Raw genomic sequence first — 16,450 nt, forward strand, 5'->3', positions numbered from 1 at the left:
TACCGGGATGCCCGGGATCGCGATTCGAATACCGCCGGTGGCGGGCGGTGGCGGGCAGTGGCGACCTGCTGTCCGATATTCATAAAGTGGGGCAATGCGCACCGAGGACGTCCTGGCCGCCGTCGCGACCGGCCTGTGGAGCTGGGACAACGCCTCCGGGACCGTCACGCTCGACGCCGAGGCGGCCCGGCTGCTCGGCCTGCCCGCCGAGCCCGTACGGCTCACCGAGGCGCAGGTGCGCGCGCGCTTCCACCCGGTCGACTGGAACGAGATCGACGGGGTGGTGAACCTCGCCGTCGCCGAGGGCACCCTCGCCGAGGCCCGGCTGCGGATCATGGACGAGCACGGGCGGGTGATCCGTACCGTACGGAGCCGGTCGAAGCCGCTCGTCGAGGGCCGCGACTACCGCCTGATCGGCACCATCCAGGAGGTCGCCGAGCCGCAGCCGGGCGCCTCGGGGCCGCACACCCCGATCACCGGCGACTGGCGGCGCTCGCGCGAGGCCTTCCTGCTGGACGCCGGCCGGGCGCTCGCGGAGGCCCGGTCGACGGCCGAGGTGCTGCGGGTGGCGGCCTCGCTGTCGATGCCGGGCTTCTCGCCGGACGGCCTCGCCGTCTTCGGCATGTCCGGCGAGCGGCTCACCGTCATCGGGCACCACGGGCACGGCGAGGGCGACGAGGGGCCGTTCACCTCGATGACCCTGGACACCGACTACCCGGCGGCCGAGGTGGTGCGGACCGGGCGGGCGATCTACCTGCCCTCGCCCGAGGAGTACGCCCGCCGCTACCCGATGACCTGGCCGCTCGCCCAGCGCTTCGAGCGGCGCTCCTGGGCCTTCGTGCCGCTCGTGGTCGCCGGGCGCACCATGGGCACCTGGATGGCCGCCTTCAAGCACCCGGTGGCCTTCACGCCGGACGAGCGCTCGGTCCTCACCACGGTGGCCCGGATGCTCGCGCAGGCGCTGGCCCGGGCGGGGGTCGCCGAGTCCGAGCGGGAGCTGTCGCTCGGCCTGCAGCGCACGATGATGCCGGTCCTCGGCCCCGGCATCCCCGGCATCCGGGTGGCCGCCCGGTACGTGCCCACCGGCGGCGGGCTCCAGGTCGGCGGCGACTGGTACGACCTGATCCGGCTGCCCGGCGGCTCGGGCGCCGGCCGGATCGCCCTGGTCATCGGCGACGTGCAGGGGCACGACGTGCGGGCCGCGGGGCTCATGGGGCAGCTGCGGATCGCCCTGCGCGCCTACGCCTCCGAGGGGCACCGCCCCGACGCCGTGCTGTCGCGCGCCTCGCGCTTCCTGGCCGGGATCAACGACGGCGCGGACGGCGCCCACGGCGCACGCCGCGAACGCGCCCCGGCGGGCGGCTCGGCGGGTGCCCCGGCGGGCGGCTCGGACGCGGAGGACGCGTACGGCGGGGCGCGCTTCGCGACCTGCCTCTATCTGGAGGTGGACCTGGACACCGGCACGGTCGACATCGCGCGGGCCGGGCATCCGGATCCGGCGGTGCGGATGACCGACGGAACGGTTCTGCTGCGGCCCACCGCCGGCGGTCTGCCGCTCGGCATCGACCCGGACAGCGACTACCCCACCACCCGGCTCACCCTGCAGCCCGGCGAGACGCTGATGATCTGCACCGACGGGCTCCTGGAGACCGGCGGGCACGACCTCGACAGCGGCTGGGAACGCATCCGCCGGCTCCTGGAGGCCGACGACGGCGAGGACCTCGAAGCCCTCGCCGACCGGCTCGTCGAGGCCGTCCACGGGCCCGGCTCGCACCACACCACCGGCCCGCTCGCCGACCGCCGCGAGGACGACATCGCGGTGCTGCTGCTCTCCCGCCAGGCCACCGGCCGGGCGGCGCTCCGGGAGGCCCCGCGCCGCACGATGATGACGGTCGCCCAGGCCGAGCCGGAGCGGATCGCCACCGCCCGCGAGCAGGTGCGGCAGCTGCTGCACGACTGGAACGACCCGGACCAGGTCGACTCGGCCGTCCTGATGGTCTCCGAGATGGTCACCAACGTCCTCGTCCACACCGACGGCGACGCGCTCCTGCTCGCCGAGGTGGTCTGCCACGAGGACTCCCGCCGGCTGCGGGTGGAGGTCGCCGACGCGAGCGACGAGCTGCCGCACAAGCGCCACCCGGGCGAGATGGCCTCCAGCGGGCGCGGCCTGATCCTCATGGAGCTGCTGGCCCGCTCCTGGGGCGTGGACCCGCGCGGCGAGGGCAAGGCGATCTGGTTCGAGCTGGACGAGCCGTCCTCGGGCAACGGCTGCTGCGCCTGACAGCGGCCCGGTGCCGGTGGCCGACGGCCCGGTGGTCCGGTGGGCCGGTGGTCCGGTGGGCCGGTGGCCGACGGCCCGACGACCCGGTGGGCCAGTGGGCCGGTGGGCCGGGGCAGGGGCCGGGGCAGGGGCCGGGGCAGGGGGCCGAGCCCCCGGCCGGTGTCCGACGCCCCGGTGTCCGGTGGCCTGACGCCCCAGTGGCCCGGTGTCAGGGTGGCCCGACGCCCCGGCGCCGGGTGGCCCGGTGTCCGACGCCCCGGTGGCCCGGTGGCCCGACGCCCGGTGGCCCGGTGGCCCGACGCCCGGTGGCCCGGTGGCCCGACGCCCCGGCGCCCGGTGGCCCGACGCCCCGGCGCCCCGGTGTCCGGCGTCCGACCGCCCGGCGGTCCGGCGGGCCCGGCGACCTGGTGGCCGGCGACCCGGTGTCCGGCGGGCGGGGATCCAGTACGGGGCGGAGACTGGTGGCGTACGGCCGTCGACGTCCGTCGGCGGACAGGCGGGGGGGGGGACCGCGGGGGAACCACGGGGGGACCACGGAGCACGCCATGGACACCCACAAGGTCGGCAGCGACACCACCGTGCTGGCGGACAGCCTCGAAATACCCGGGATGGGGCACGTCCCCGTCAACGCGTACGTCCTCACGGCCCGCGAACCGGTCGTCGTCGACACCGGACTCTCGCTCTCCGACCGGGACTTCGTGGCCGCGCTCGGCTCCGTCGTCGACCCGGCCGACGTGCGCTGGATCTGGCTCACGCACCCCGACCGGGACCACACCGGCGGGATCTTCGACCTCCTGGTGGCGGCCCCCCGGGCCCGGGTCGTGACGACGTTCCTCGGCGCGGGGATCATGACGACCGAGCGCCCGCTGCCCATGGACCGTCTCCACTTCCTCAACCCGGGCCAGTCGCTCGACGTCGGCGACCGCATGCTGCGCGCCTTCCGGCCGCCGCTCTTCGACAGCCCGGCGACCGTCGGCTTCTACGACGACCGGACCCGCATCTGCTTCACCTCCGACTGCTTCGGCGGTCCCGTGCCGACCGCCGAACTCGCCGAGAGCGGCCACGCCAACGACCTGAAGCCGGAGGACCTGCGCGCCGCGCAGCTGCTGTGGGCGACGCTGGACAGCCCGTGGGTGCACGTCGTGGACCCGGCGAAGTACCGGGCGACGATCGAGCCGCTGCGGGCGATGAACCCGGAGATCGTGCTGTGCACGCACCTCCCGCCGGCGGTGCGGATGACCCTCCGCATGATCGACACGATCACGGCGGCCCCGGACGCCGACCCCTTCGTCGGCCCCGACCAGGCGGCCCTCGAAGCGATGCTCCGGTCCTTCGAGCCCGGCGGCGCCCCGGCGGCGGCCACCTAGAAAGAGCGCCTGGGCCCCGTCCGGACCCAGGGGGTGTATCGCCGATCATGCCGGGCTCGCTGCGCCTGGCACGCACGCTCGCCGCGTTGTCGTCGGTCGCCGATGGCCCCCTGGGCTTCGCCCGGGCGGTGCACCCACCTCCGCCTTGCGATCGCGCGCACCAGACGCCGCTCCCTGATCCGGCCTGATCGACAAGACACCCCCTAGGCGGTCTCCGGCCCGCCCGCCCCGTAGCGGCTGCGCAGTTCCCCCACGACGCCGAAGAAGGCGGCGGTCAGCGGCACGGCGAGGAGCATGCCGAGGACGCCCGCGACGGAGGCGCCCGCGGTGATGGCCAGCATGACGACGGCCGGGTGCATCTGCACGGTGCGGGACTGGACCAGCGGCTGGAGCAGGTGGCCCTCGATCACCTGGACGGCGAGGACGACGCCGAGCGTCCACAGCGCGATGGCGAAGCCCCGGTCGGCGAGGGCGACGAGCACGGCGACGGCGCCGGAGAGGAAGGCCCCGAGGTACGGGATGTAGGCGGTGACGAAGACGAGCGCGGTGAGCCCGATCGCGCCCGGCACGCGCAGCACCAGCAGGCCGGTGCCGATGAGGACGGCGTCGACCAGGGCCACGAAGGTGGTGCCGCGCATGAAGCCCTCGACGGCCTCGAAGGCGCGCCGGCCCATGGCCTCCACGAGGTCGCCGGTGGAGCGCGGGGCGAGCGAGCGGAGCGCGCCGACGGCCCGGTCGGAGTCGCGCAGGAAGAAGAAGACGAGGATGAGGGCGAGGGCGGCGGTGGCGAGCATCTGGCCGACCACGCTGAGCCCGGAGATCACCCCGGAGGCGGCCGTGCCGCCGAACTTCGCGAGCAGCTGCCGGGCGTTGGCGGCGAGGTCGTCGAGCGAGGTGCCGGCCGCGCCGAAGTGCCGGGCGATGTCCTGGGCGGCCTGCCGCAGCGAGTCGACGATCTGGTCGCCGGTGTCGACGAGCGCGGCGACGACCACGTAGGTGGCCCCGCCGACCACCGCGAGGACGGCGAGCACGGTGAGCCCGGCGGCCAGGGAGCGCTGCACCTTCATGCGCAGCAGGCGCCGGTGCAGCGGGCCGAGGAGCGCGCTGCCCAGCAGGGCGAGCAGGGCGGGGGTGACGGCTGCCTTGAAGACCACGCACAGCCAGACGAAGACGGCGGCGACCCCGGCGACGAGCAGCACGACGGCGCACCAGGCGGCGGTGCGGCGGGCGCCTTCGGGCAGCAGGGGGCGGGCTTCGGCGGGCATGGACCCACCGGACCACGCCGCCCGGCGTGTCGTCGCGCGCTGCCGGGCCGTCCGGGTGACGCCATGTCAGACCTCGTCAGGCCGTGCGGCCCGGGACCCGTCCGGACGGGGAGCCCGCCCGGGAGGCCTCCGCCCGGAAGGCATCCGACCGGGAGCCCGCCCCCCCCCACGAAGGCGCCCGACCCGAAGGCATCCGTCCGGCAGGCGTCCGGCCAAAACGCGGTACGGGGACGAGAGCCGCGCCCTCGTCCCCGTACCGCTCCCGGACGCGTCCGGGACGGACCTCACTCGCCCATGCCGTGCACGGCCGGGATCGTGCCGAGCCGGCCGGCCTGGAAGTCCTCGAAGGCCTGGCGGAGTTCGGCCTGGGTGTTCATGACGAACGGGCCGTAGTGCGCCATGGGCTCGCGGATCGGGCGCCCGCCGAGGAGCACGACCTCCAGGTCGGGGGTGTTCCCGTCCTGCTTCTCGTCGGCGCGCACGGTGAGCACGCCGCCCTTGCCGAAGACGGCGGTCTGGCCCATGTGGACCGGGCGCCGCTCGGCGCCGACGGTGCCGCGGCCGGCGAGCACGTAGGCGAGGCCGTTGAAGTCCTCGCGCCACGGCAGGTTGATCTCGGCGCCGGGGCGGAGGGTCGCGTGGATCATCGTGATCGGGGTGTGGGTGATGCCCGGGCCCTGGTGCCCGTCCAGCTCGCCGGCGATGACGCGGAGCAGCGCGCCGCCGTCGGGCGAGGTGAGCAGCTGCACCTGGCCGCCGCGGATGTCCTGGTAGCGCGGGGCCATCATCTTGTCCTCGGCCGGCAGGTTCACCCACAGCTGGAGGCCGTGGAAGAGGCCGCCGCTGACGACCAGGTGCTCCGGCGGGGCCTCGATGTGCAGCAGGCCCGAGCCGGCGGTCATCCACTGGGTGTCGCCGTTGGTGATGGTGCCGCCACCGCCCTGCGAGTCCTTGTGGTCGAAGATCCCGTCGATGATGTAGGTGACGGTCTCGAAGCCTCGGTGCGGGTGCCAGGGCGTGCCCTTGGGCTCGCCGGGCGCGTACTCCACCTCGCCCATCTGGTCCATCATGATGAACGGGTCGAGGTACTGGTAGTTGATCCCCGCGAACGCGCGGCGCACGGGGAAGCCCTCGCCCTCGAAGCCCTGCGGGGCCGTGGTCACGGCGAGCACCGGGCGGGCGACGGCGTCGGCGGGGGCGCCGACGCGGGGCAGGGTGAGCGGGTTCTCGACAGTCACGGCGGGCATGGCGGGACCTCCTAGGGCACGCACGGGGGCGGTGCGTCGTACGACCACTTTAGTTGAACGATGAACTTCCTGCCACCCGGAACGCGGAACGCCCGGGAGGAATTCCTCCCGGGCGTTCCACCACGACACCAGCCTCGCTCAGCCGTACATCCGGCGCATCGCGAAGTCGACCATCTGCTCCACCGCCTTGGCGTCGAACACCATCCGGTGGTCGCCCTCCATGTCGAGGACGAAGCCGTAGCCGGTCGGCAGCAGGTCGATCACCTCGGCTCCGGTGATCACGAAGTACTTGGACTCCTTGCCGGCGTAGCGCCGCAGCTCCTTGAGCGAGGTGAACATCGGGATCACCGGCTGCTGGGTGTTGTGCAGCGCGAGGAAGCCGGGGTTGTCGCCGCGCGGGCAGTAGACCTTGGAGCTCGCGAAGATCTGCTGGAAGTCCTCGGCCGCCATCTGTCCGGTCGTGAAGGCGCGCACCGCGTCCGCGAGCGAGGGCGGCGACGGCTCCGGGTACAGCGGGGGCTGCTGGGCGTAACCGCCCTGCATGCCCGGCTGCATGCCCGGCTGCATCCCCTGCTGCATGCCGGGCGGGGCGTACTGCCCTTGCGGGGGCGGGGCGTACTGCTGCTGGGCACCCGGGTTCTGCTCGTAGCCGTACATGACAGCAAGGGTATCGAGCGGGTGCGGCGCCGGTCACAGATGTCCGGAAAGGGGTTGCCTTTATTACCGGCGGGTAGCATCATCGTAGAGAGCGTGAGCTACTCACGAGTAGTACGAGTACGCGTACGAGGACACCTCCTCCCCGATCCTTACGGAGCCGTCGCCATGGGGCACTACAAGTCGAATCTCCGCGACATCGAGTTCAACCTCTTCGAGGTCCTCGGCCGCGACAAGGTGTACGGCAGCGGTCCGTTCGAGGAGATGGACGTCGAGACCGCGAAGAGCATCCTCGACGAGATCCGCCGCCTCGCCGAGAACGAGCTGGCCGAGTCCTTCGCCGACGCCGACCGCAACCCGCCGGTCTTCGACCCCGAGACCAACACCGCCCCGGTCCCGGCCTCCTTCAAGAACTCGTACAACGCCTTCATGGAGTCCGAGTACTGGCGCCTGGGCATCCCGGAGGAGATCGGCGGCACCGTCTCCCCGCGCTCGCTCATCTGGGCCTACGCGGAGCTGCTGCTCGGCTCGAACCCGGCCATCTGGATGTACTCCTCCGGCCCGGCGTTCGCCGGCATCCTCTACAACGAGGGCAACGAGGCGCAGAAGAAGATCGCGAAGATCGCGGTCGAGAAGCGCTGGGGCTCCACCATGGTGCTCACCGAGCCCGACGCGGGCTCCGACGTCGGCGCCGGCCGCACCAAGGCCATCCAGCAGGAGGACGGCTCCTGGCACATCGAGGGCGTCAAGCGCTTCATCACCTCCGGTGAGCACGACATGGAGGAGAACATCCTCCACTACGTCCTCGCCCGCCCCGAGGGCGCCGGCCCCGGCACCAAGGGCCTGAGCCTCTTCCTCGTCCCGAAGTACGAGTTCGACTGGGAGACCGGCGAGCTCGGCGCCCGCAACGGCGTCTACGCCACCAACGTCGAGCACAAGATGGGCCTCAAGGCCTCCAACACGTGCGAGATGACCTTCGGCGACAAGCACCCCGCCAAGGGCTGGCTGATCGGCGACAAGCACGACGGCATCCGCCAGATGTTCCTCATCATCGAGTTCGCCCGCATGATGGTCGGCACGAAGGCGATCTCCACCCTCTCCACGGGCTACCTCAACGCCCTGGAGTACGCCAAGGAGCGCGTCCAGGGCACCGACCTGGCGAACTTCATGGACAAGACCGCGCCCAAGGTCACCATCACGCACCACCCGGACGTCCGCCGCTCGCTGATGACGCAGAAGGCGTACGCCGAGGGCATGCGCTCCCTCGTCCTCTACACGGCCACCGTGCAGGACGAGATCCAGCTCAAGGAGGCGGCCGGCGAGGACGCCAAGGCCCTGCACGGCCTGAACGACCTGCTGCTCCCGATCGTCAAGGGCTACGGCTCCGAGAAGGGCTACGAGCAGCTCGCCCAGTCGCTGCAGACCTTCGGCGGCTCCGGCTTCCTGCAGGAGTACCCGATCGAGCAGTACATCCGGGACTCCAAGATCGACACCCTCTACGAGGGCACCACGGCCATCCAGGGCCAGGACTTCTTCTTCCGGAAGATCGTCCGCGACCAGGGCGCGTCCCTGAACGCGCTGGCCGAGGAGATCAAGAAGTTCCTCGCGGTCGGCACCGGCGGCGAGGAGCTGGCCGGCGCCCGCGACGCGCTCGCCAAGGCGGCCGTCGACCTGGAGGGCATCGTCGGCGTCATGCTGACGGACCTCACCGCCACCGGCGACGACGTCAAGAACATCTACAAGGTCGGCCTCAACACCACCCGCCTGCTCATGGCCTCCGGCGACGTGGTCGTGGGCTACCTGCTGCTGCGCGGCGCGGCCGTGGCCGCCGAGAAGCTGGCCGCCGGCGCCTCCGGCAAGGACGTCGCCTTCTACCAGGGCAAGATCGCGGCCGCGAAGTTCTTCGCCGCCAACGTCCTGCCGGGCGTCTCCACGGAGCGCGTCCTCGCCGAGGGCGTGGACCGCGGCCTGATGGACCTGGACGAGGCCGCGTTCTAGGCCTCGGCCTGAGTACCGCACAGGTACGCGACCTCGCTCCGCACAGGAACGGCTCGCCCCCGGGGAGGGGGGCGGGCCGTTCCGCCCTTTCCGGGGGCGCGGCGCTCGGTCTTCCGGGGGCGGGCCGTCACGGGTTTCCCCGGGCCGGCCGTCCCGGGTTTCCGGGAGCGGCGCGTTCCGCCCCCGCCGGGGTCCGGTACCCCGGGTCCGTATTCCGGGACATGCGTAAGGTGAACGTCATGAGTAGCGCACCTTCCCGCTTCGACCGCGGCCACACCGATGACCTCATGACCTTCCTGGCGGCCTCGCCGTCGCCGTACCACGTGGTGGCCGACGCGGCCGATCGGCTGGAGAAGGCCGGCTTCCGCAGGGTCGAGGAGACCGACGCCTGGGACGGGACGTCGGGCGGGAAGTACGTGATCCGCGGCGGCGCGATCATCGCGTGGTACGTGCCGGAGGGCGCCGCCCCGCACACCCCCTTCCGGATCGTCGGCGCGCACACCGACTCGCCGAACCTGCGGGTCAAGCCGCAGCCCGACTTCGGCCGCGAGGGCTGGCGCCAGGTCGCCGTGGAGATCTACGGCGGGCCGCTGCTCAACAGCTGGCTCGACCGCGACCTGGGCCTGGCCGGCCGGCTGACCCTGAGGGACGGCAGCACGCACCTGGTGAACGTGGACCGTCCGCTGCTGCGCGTGCCGCAGCTCGCGATCCACCTGGACCGGGGCGTCAACGACGGCATGAAGCTGGAGCGCCAGCGCCACATGCAGCCCATCTGGGGCCTCGGCGAGGTCCACGAGGGCGACCTGATCTCCTTCGTCGCCGAGGAGGCCGGGGTCGACGCCGAGGACGTCACCGGCTGGGACCTCATGGTCCACGCCCTGGAGGCCCCCGCCTACCTGGGCCGCGACCGCGAGCTGCTCGCCGGCCCGCGCATGGACAACCTCATCTCGGTGCACGCCTGCGTCGCCGCGCTGGCCGCCGCCGTGAACCGGGGCGAGGAGCTGCCGTACATCCCGGTGCTCGCCGCCTTCGACCACGAGGAGAACGGCTCCGAGGCCGACACCGGCGCCCACGGCCCGCTGCTCGGCAACGTCCTGGAGCGCTCGGTGTACGCGCGCGGCGGCGGCTACGAGGACAAGGCGCGGGCCCTGGCCGGCTCGGTCTGCCTCTCCTCCGACGTCGGCCACGCCGTGCACCCCAACTACAGCGAGCGCCACGACCCGACGCACCACCCGCGCCCCAACGGCGGCCCGATCCTCAAGGTGAACGTCAACCAGCGCTACGCCACCGACGGCAGCGGCCGGGCGGTGTTCGCCGCCGCCTGCGAGAAGGCGGGCGTGCCCTGGCAGTCCTTCGTCTCCAACAACGACATGCCCTGCGGCACCACGATCGGCCCGATCACGGCCGCCCGGCACGGCATCGCGACCGTCGACATCGGCGTCGCCTGCCTGTCGATGCACAGCGCCCGCGAGCTGTGCGGCGCGGAGGACCCGCACCACCTGGCGAACGCGCTGCTGGCCTTCCTGGAGGGCTGAGGCGGACGCGAGAGGGGCCCCTGCCGTGCGGCGGGGGCCCCTCTCGCGCGTCAGGCGTCCATTCCCGCGAGGATCAGCGGCAGCCGGGCCGCGCCGTCCTCGGTGATCCGGACCGGCACGCCCCAGTCCTGCTGGTGGACGTGGCAGGCCGGGTACTCGTTGGACGGGTCGTCGTCGCAGGAGGCGGCCATCGCGGAGACGTGCAGGACGCCCTCGGTGAGCTCCGGGTTCAGCTCCAGCTCGCGGAAGAGGTCCGTGCCCGTGCCCTCGCCGGAGAGCAGCAGCTCGGGCGGGGTGGAGGAGACCAGGAGCCGGGTCGAGGGGCCGTAGCGCTCGTCGAGCTTCTGGCCCTTGGGGGCCTGGAAGACCACGTCGAGGCGGAGCCGGCCCGGGGCGACGTCGGTGGCCTCGCGCTGCGTGCGGTGGGCCACGGACTCGACCTGGACGGCCTCCTCGGGCAGCCGGAGCCGGGTGAGGCGGTGCCGGGCGGACTCGACGACCACGACGTCCTCGCCGACCACGACCGCGTCGCTGGGCTCGCGCAGGTCGGTGGCGAGGGTGGTGACCTCGCCGCTCGCCGGGTCGAAGCGGCGCAGCGCGTGGTTGTACGTGTCGGAGACGGCGACCGAGCCGTCGGGCAGCGCGGTGACGCCCAGCGGGTGCTGGAAGAGGGCCTGGTCGGCGGCGCCGTCGCGGTGCCCGAAGTCGAAGAGGCCGGTGCCGACGGCGGTGTGCACGAGGCCGTCGGTGTCGATCCAGCGCAGCGCGCTGGTCTCGGAGTCGGCGATCCACAGGCGGTCGGCGGTGGCGGCGAGCCCGGAGGGCTGGGCGAACCATGCCTCGGCGGCCGGCCCGTCGACCAGACCCTCGTTGGTGGTGCCGGCGGCGACCTCGACGGTGCCGGTCTCCGGGTCGTACGTCCAGATCTGGTGGACGCCGGCCATCGCGATCCACACCTTGCCCTGCCACCAGGCCACGTCCCACGGCGAGGACAGGTCGACCTCCAGGGCCGGCCCCTCGGTCGGCGAGCCCTGCCACCACTGGCGGCCGGTGCCCGCGATCCGCTCGACCGCGCCGGTCTCCGGGTCGAAGCGCTGCAGCGCGTGGTGCACGGTGTCGGCGACCACGACCGTGCCGTCGGGCAGGACGGCCAGGCCCTGCGGCTCGCGGAAGACGTCGTCCCCGCCGATCCGCCGCACCACGGTCTCGCCGTCCGCGGCCAGCTCGACGAGCTGGTGCCGGGTGGTGTCGGAGACCAGCAGGTTCCCGGACGGCAGCAGGACCGCCTTGCCGGGGAAGCGCAGGTCGGTGGCGACCGGCTCCGGCGGCACGTACGGCCCGTCGCCGCGGCGCAGGGTGCCCTTGGCCTCGTGCTCGGCCTCCAGCTCCTCGACGAGGGTGCGCAGCGCGTTGGCGTGCCCCTCGCCCGCGTGCTGGGCGACGACGTAGCCCTCGGGGTCGATGACGACGAGCGTGGGCCAGGCCCGTACCGCGTACTGCTTCCAGGTGGCCAGCTCCGGGTCGTCCAGGACCGGGTGGTGCACCTCGTACCGCTCGACGGCGTCGACGACGGCCTGGTGCTCGGCCTCGTGGACGAACTTCGGCGAGTGCACCCCGATGATCACCAGGGTGTCGCGGTGCTTCTCCTCCAGCTCGCGCAGCTCGTCGAGGACGTGCAGGCAGTTGATGCAGCAGAAGGTCCAGAAGTCGAGCAGAACGATCTTGCCCCTCAGGTCCATGAGGGTCAGATCGTCTCCGCCGGTGTTGAGCCAGCCACCCTTGCCGATCAGCTCGGGGGCACGGACACGGGCGCGGGCGCGCGGAGAGACGTCGTTCATGGCTCAACTGTGCCGCACGGATCGCCGGACGGGTGAATGCGGGGTCCGGGTGGCGGGACGGGGGCGTGTCTTGGCGGGGGGTCGCGGGGGACGGGCGGCCAGCATGACCAGCGGAACGATCATCCGACTGTTCGGCGGGGAGGGGGAGAGGCCATGCGGGCTCGGCACGCACCCCCGGTGCGCCTCGTGCCGGCGCTCCTCCTGCCGGCGCTCCTGCTCGTGGTGGGACCGCGGACCGTGCCGACCGCGCACGCGGGCGGCGCCGGCGCCGACGCGCTGGCCCTGAGCGTCACCGTGAACACCGTGCCCGGGACGTCCGGCGACGTCCGGGTGCGGACCGGCGGCACCGTGGTGAAGCGGTACCGGCTGGTCAACCGCGGCGAGGCCGATCTGTACGGGGTCACCGTCCGCGACCCCGCCGTGCCCGGCGGCCGGGCGCACTGCCCGCGCACCACGCTGGGCCCCCTCCGCTCCCTGGTGTGCACCGCCCGCTTCCCCGCCCTGCCCGGCCGGCACGCCGGAACCGCCCGGGCCACCGGCGACATCCCCTCCCTGGCACAGCGGGCCACCGCCCGGGCCCGCTCGGGGTACGAGGGCGTGGGCGGCGCCCTGACCCTCGCCGAGGCGGTACGGGTCGGGCCGCCCGCCCCCGGAACGGGCGCCGGGCCGGGCGCCGGGCGCACCGCCACCGTCCGCTACACCGTCGGCAACCGCGGCAACCGGCCGGTCCACGCCCTCCGGCTCACCGACCCCGGCTTCGGCGCCGGCCCCGGCGGCCTCGTGTGCACCCTGCCGGAGCTGGCCCCCGGCGCCTCGGCCGACTGCACCGCGACCGTACGGCGCGGGCCGGGCACCCACCGCAGCGCGGGGCTCGCCGGGGGCACCGACCGGCTCACCACCGTCGGCGAACGCGGGGAACGGCTCCCGCCGCCCCCGCTCACCGCCCGCGCCTCGGCCGCCTTCCGGGTGGCGGCCCCACCGCCCCCGCCACCCCCACCGGCCGCCTCCAGGCCCTCCAGGCCTCCGAGGCCCCCCGGGCCCTCCGCGCCGTCCACCGGCGCCCCGGGCGCGCCCGGGGCTCCTGGGGTTCCCGGGGCTCCTGGGGCTCCTGGGACCGCCGGTGCCACCGCGACCCGGGCGGCTGCCGTGGCCGCGGCGACGGCGGCAGCGGTCGAGGCCGCCGTGGCGGAGGCCCTGCGGGCGGCGGAGGCGGCGGCCGCCGCCGAAGCAGCCGAGGCGGCCGAGGCGGCCGCGCTCGGCGGGGCCGCCGTCGGAGGGCTGCCGCCGGGCGCCGTCCCGCCGGGCGCCGCCGAGGCCCCCGGGGCCGCCGAGCCGGCCGCACCGCCGGCCGAGGCCCGGGTCCCGGCCGCCGAGGTGCCCCCCGGCCGGCCGCCCGCCGTCCGGCCGCCGCCCGCCCGGGTCGCGGTGCCCGACGACGAGGGCCTGCTGCCCCGGCTGCAGCGCCGCTCCCGCGAACTGCCGCACCTCGGCGTGGTCCTGACCCTGCTGCTGCTCCTGATCCCGGCCGCGGTCGCCGCCGCCCTGCTCGGCAGCCGCCGCCCCTGAGCCCTTCCGCTCCCCCGAGACCTTCCGAGCACTCCCGAGACCTCCTGAGAGACCTCATGGCCCTGCTGGAAACCCTCGCCGTCGTCTTCGTCGTCGCCCTGATCTCCGCCGTCGCCGTGTACGTCAAGACCAAGCTCTTCCCGCTCGCCGAGGGGGAGGAGGTCCGCGAGGACGTCGCCGAGTACATCTCGATGATGGTGTCGGTCTTCTACGCCCTGATCCTCGGCCTGTGCCTGGTCTCCGTCTGGGACAACCGCGCCGCCGCCGACGACCGGGTCCAGGCCGAGGCCAGCGCCCTGCACCAGACGTACCTGCTGGCCGACGCCCTGCCCGCCGAGCAGCGCGGACCGGTGCGGGAGGCGGCCCGCTCGTACGCCGGCCACGTCGTGGACGTCGAGTGGCCGCGCATGGCCGAGCGCGAGCCGCTCGGCGACGAGGGCTGGACGCTGCTCGGCCGGCTGCGCGCGGAGGGCGAGCTGCGCGGGCGCGGGACCACCGCCCAGCAGATCGCCGCGCAGGAGCTGCTCGCCCAGATCGGCTACGTGGACGACGCCCGGCGCGGCCGGGAGGCGGCGGCCCAGGAGCGCCTGTCCGTGGTGCTGTGGGCGGGCCTGGTGATCGGCGGGGTGCTGACCGTGGCCTTCATGTTCCTCTTCGGGCTCAACCGGAGCAGCACGCACGTGATCCTCGTGATGGGCCTGTCCGGGTTCATCGCCTTCACGGTGCTGCTGATCCACCAGCTGGACACGCCCTTCGGCGAGGCCGTCGGCGTCGGCCCGGACCCGTTCACCCGCTACTTCGGCGGGTGATTCCGGCGGTGACCCAGGCCGCGGCGGGGAAGGGATCGGCGCATGAAATACCTCGTACGGGACAAACTGCTCGCCCTCGGCGACGACTACTGGATCGAGGACGAGCGGGGCCGGCACGCCTTCCTCGTCGACGGCAAGGCGCTGCGGCTGCGCGACACCCTGGAGCTCAAGGACCCGGACGGGCGGGTCCTGGTCACCCTGCGGCAGAAGATGTTCAGCCTGCGGGACGCGATGACGATCGAGCGCGACGACCGCCCGCTCGCCACCGTCCGCCGCAAGCGCCTCTCCCTGCTCCGCAACCACTTCCGGGTCGCCCTCGCCGACGGGACCGGCCTGGACGTCAGCGGACGCGTCCTGGACCGGGAGTTCACCGTCGAGTACGAGGACGAGCTCCTCGCCCACATCTCCCGCCAGTGGTTCCACGTCCGCGACACGTACGCCGTCAACGTGGTCCGCGAGGACGCCGATCCCGCCCTGCTCATCGCGGTGGCGGTGTGCGTGATCCGGATGGCGGAGCGGGAGCGGGAGGGCGACTGAGCCGCTCCTCGGCGACGGCCGGTTCGCCGGCCGGCGCTACAGGGCCTTGGCGAGGGCCTGCTCCAGGTCCGTCCACAGGTCCTCGACGTGCTCGATGCCGACCGATAGGCGCACCGTGCCGGGCCCGATGCCGGCCGCCGTGAGGGCCTGCTCGTCGAGCTGCCGGTGGGAGGTCGACGCCGGGTGCATCACCAGGGTCTTCACGTCGCCGAGCGAGACGCTGAGCGAGGCCACCCGGACCGCCTCCACGAAGGCCTTGCCGGCCTCGCGGCCGCCCGCGAGGTCCAGCGAGACCACCCCGCCGCCGCCCCGGGGCAGCAGCCGGGCCGCGATCGCACGGTCCGGGTGCGAGGCGAGGGCCGGGTGCCGGACGGCGGCCACCGCCGGGTGGCCGGCGAGGCGGGCGGCCAGGTCGGCGGCGCTCGCGCTCTGCCGCTCGACGCGCAGCGGCAGGGTCTGCAGCCCGCGCAGGGTCAGCCAGGCGGCGAACGGGTCGGTGACCGCGCCCTGTTCCACCGCGTAGTGGCGGACCCGGCCGTGCAGGGCCTTGTCGCGGAAGACCGCGATGCCGCCGAGGACGTCGGCGTGGCCCGCGAGGTACTTGGTCGCCGAGTGCACGACGACGTCCGCCCCGTAGGCGATCGGCCGGCACAGCAGCGGCGAGGCGAAGGTGTTGTCGACCACGCTCGGCACCCCGGCCTCCCGGGCGACGGCGATCAGCGCGGGCAGGTCGGAGACCCGGGTGGTGGGGTTGGCGATGGTCTCCAGGTAGAGCAGCGCCGTCCCGGGGCGCAGCGCCGCGCGCACCTCGTCGGCGTCGGTGCCGGAGACGTACGTGACCTCGACGCCCCAGCGCGCGGCGAGGTCGGTGAGCAGGGCGTAGGTGCCGCCGTACAGGCAGCGCTGCGCCACGACGTGCCCGCCGCTGGACAGCAGGGCGAGCAGCACGCCGTTGATGGCGCCCATCCCGGAGGCGTACGAGAGCGCGTCCGCGCCGCCCTCCAGGCGGGCGACGGCGGTCTCCAGGACGCGGACGGTGGGGTTGCCCATGCGGCTGTAGAGGAACTCGTCGGGGGAGCCGAAGGCCTCGGCGAGCGCGTCGGCGCTGTCGAAGGCGAAGACGTGGTTCTGGTGGATGGGCACGCCGAGCGGCCGGCTGCCGCGGATCTCCGGCTGCGGCGCGTGCACGGCGAGGGTCTCGGGACGGGCGGAGTCGGGGTGGCGATCGGCCTGGGAAGGGGCGGCCTCGGGGTGGCGGGCGGCTGCGTCGGTGTGCGCGTCGGCGGTCATGACGGTCAGTCTGGACACGGAGCCCTTGCGTCCACAGGACCAATCCCGGCAGATTGGTCCGCC

Annotated in this window: 12 protein-coding genes; 7 read left to right on the forward strand and 5 right to left on the reverse strand. The window is 74.0% G+C overall.

Features of this window, described 5'->3' with window-relative positions; translation table 11 throughout:
* Positions 1 to 94: 94 nt before the first annotated feature.
* Both ACIGW2_RS11965 and ACIGW2_RS11970 read left to right on the forward strand, forming a co-directional pair.
* On the forward strand, positions 95 to 2,281 hold the full coding sequence (locus ACIGW2_RS11965; RefSeq protein WP_399843093.1) for a SpoIIE family protein phosphatase: 2,187 nt from the start codon (positions 95 to 97) through the stop codon (positions 2,279 to 2,281).
* A gap of 545 nt (positions 2,282 to 2,826) precedes the next feature.
* Positions 2,827 to 3,648, forward strand: coding sequence for an MBL fold metallo-hydrolase (locus tag ACIGW2_RS11970; RefSeq protein ID WP_391654078.1), 822 nt, complete (start codon positions 2,827 to 2,829; stop codon positions 3,646 to 3,648).
* A gap of 203 nt (positions 3,649 to 3,851) precedes the next feature.
* Here ACIGW2_RS11970 and ACIGW2_RS11975 read toward each other — a convergent pair whose 3' ends face one another.
* From ACIGW2_RS11975 to ACIGW2_RS11985, 3 genes are all read right to left on the reverse strand, one after another.
* Complete coding sequence (locus tag ACIGW2_RS11975) at positions 3,852 to 4,913, reverse strand: AI-2E family transporter (protein ID WP_391654077.1); 1,062 nt, start codon at positions 4,911 to 4,913, stop codon at positions 3,852 to 3,854.
* Between the two features lie 284 nt (positions 4,914 to 5,197).
* Positions 5,198 to 6,160, reverse strand: coding sequence for a pirin family protein (locus ACIGW2_RS11980; RefSeq protein ID WP_391654076.1), 963 nt, complete (start codon positions 6,158 to 6,160; stop codon positions 5,198 to 5,200).
* Positions 6,161 to 6,298: 138 nt separating this feature from the next.
* Positions 6,299 to 6,817, reverse strand: coding sequence for an SseB family protein (locus tag ACIGW2_RS11985; protein WP_391654075.1), 519 nt, complete (start codon positions 6,815 to 6,817; stop codon positions 6,299 to 6,301).
* Between the two features lie 165 nt (positions 6,818 to 6,982).
* On the opposite strand from ACIGW2_RS11985, the gene ACIGW2_RS11990 reads away from it, so the two are divergent.
* Together ACIGW2_RS11990 and ACIGW2_RS11995 are read left to right on the forward strand one after the other, a co-directional pair.
* On the forward strand, positions 6,983 to 8,812 hold the full coding sequence (locus tag ACIGW2_RS11990; protein WP_361578304.1) for an acyl-CoA dehydrogenase: 1,830 nt from the start codon (positions 6,983 to 6,985) through the stop codon (positions 8,810 to 8,812).
* Between the two features lie 239 nt (positions 8,813 to 9,051).
* Positions 9,052 to 10,347, forward strand: coding sequence for a M18 family aminopeptidase (locus ACIGW2_RS11995; protein ID WP_391654074.1), 1,296 nt, complete (start codon positions 9,052 to 9,054; stop codon positions 10,345 to 10,347).
* A gap of 50 nt (positions 10,348 to 10,397) precedes the next feature.
* Here the strand turns inward: ACIGW2_RS11995 and ACIGW2_RS12000 are convergent, their stop codons facing one another.
* Complete coding sequence (locus tag ACIGW2_RS12000; RefSeq protein ID WP_399843100.1) at positions 10,398 to 12,185, reverse strand: thioredoxin-like domain-containing protein; 1,788 nt, start codon at positions 12,183 to 12,185, stop codon at positions 10,398 to 10,400.
* A gap of 153 nt (positions 12,186 to 12,338) precedes the next feature.
* On the opposite strand from ACIGW2_RS12000, the gene ACIGW2_RS12005 reads away from it, so the two are divergent.
* From ACIGW2_RS12005 to ACIGW2_RS12015, 3 genes are read left to right on the forward strand one after another with little or no spacing between them, the layout of a single operon-like run.
* On the forward strand, positions 12,339 to 13,751 hold the full coding sequence (locus tag ACIGW2_RS12005) for a hypothetical protein (protein WP_399843103.1): 1,413 nt from the start codon (positions 12,339 to 12,341) through the stop codon (positions 13,749 to 13,751).
* Between the two features lie 56 nt (positions 13,752 to 13,807).
* Entirely contained in the window at positions 13,808 to 14,560 is a 753-nt protein-coding gene (locus ACIGW2_RS12010) for a hypothetical protein (RefSeq protein WP_391654071.1), read from the forward strand.
* Positions 14,561 to 14,602: 42 nt separating this feature from the next.
* Positions 14,603 to 15,097: an LURP-one-related/scramblase family protein gene (locus tag ACIGW2_RS12015; protein ID WP_399843106.1), complete on the forward strand. Its 495-nt coding sequence runs from the start codon at positions 14,603 to 14,605 to the stop codon at positions 15,095 to 15,097.
* Between the two features lie 36 nt (positions 15,098 to 15,133).
* On the opposite strand, the gene ACIGW2_RS12020 is transcribed toward ACIGW2_RS12015, so the two are convergent.
* Complete coding sequence (locus tag ACIGW2_RS12020; protein ID WP_399843109.1) at positions 15,134 to 16,387, reverse strand: trans-sulfuration enzyme family protein; 1,254 nt, start codon at positions 16,385 to 16,387, stop codon at positions 15,134 to 15,136.
* Positions 16,388 to 16,450: the final 63 nt, after the last annotated feature.

Origin of the sequence: Streptomyces sp. NPDC053541 (genome assembly GCF_044544705.1) — a bacterium.
Taxonomy (GTDB): domain Bacteria; phylum Actinomycetota; class Actinomycetes; order Streptomycetales; family Streptomycetaceae; genus Streptomyces.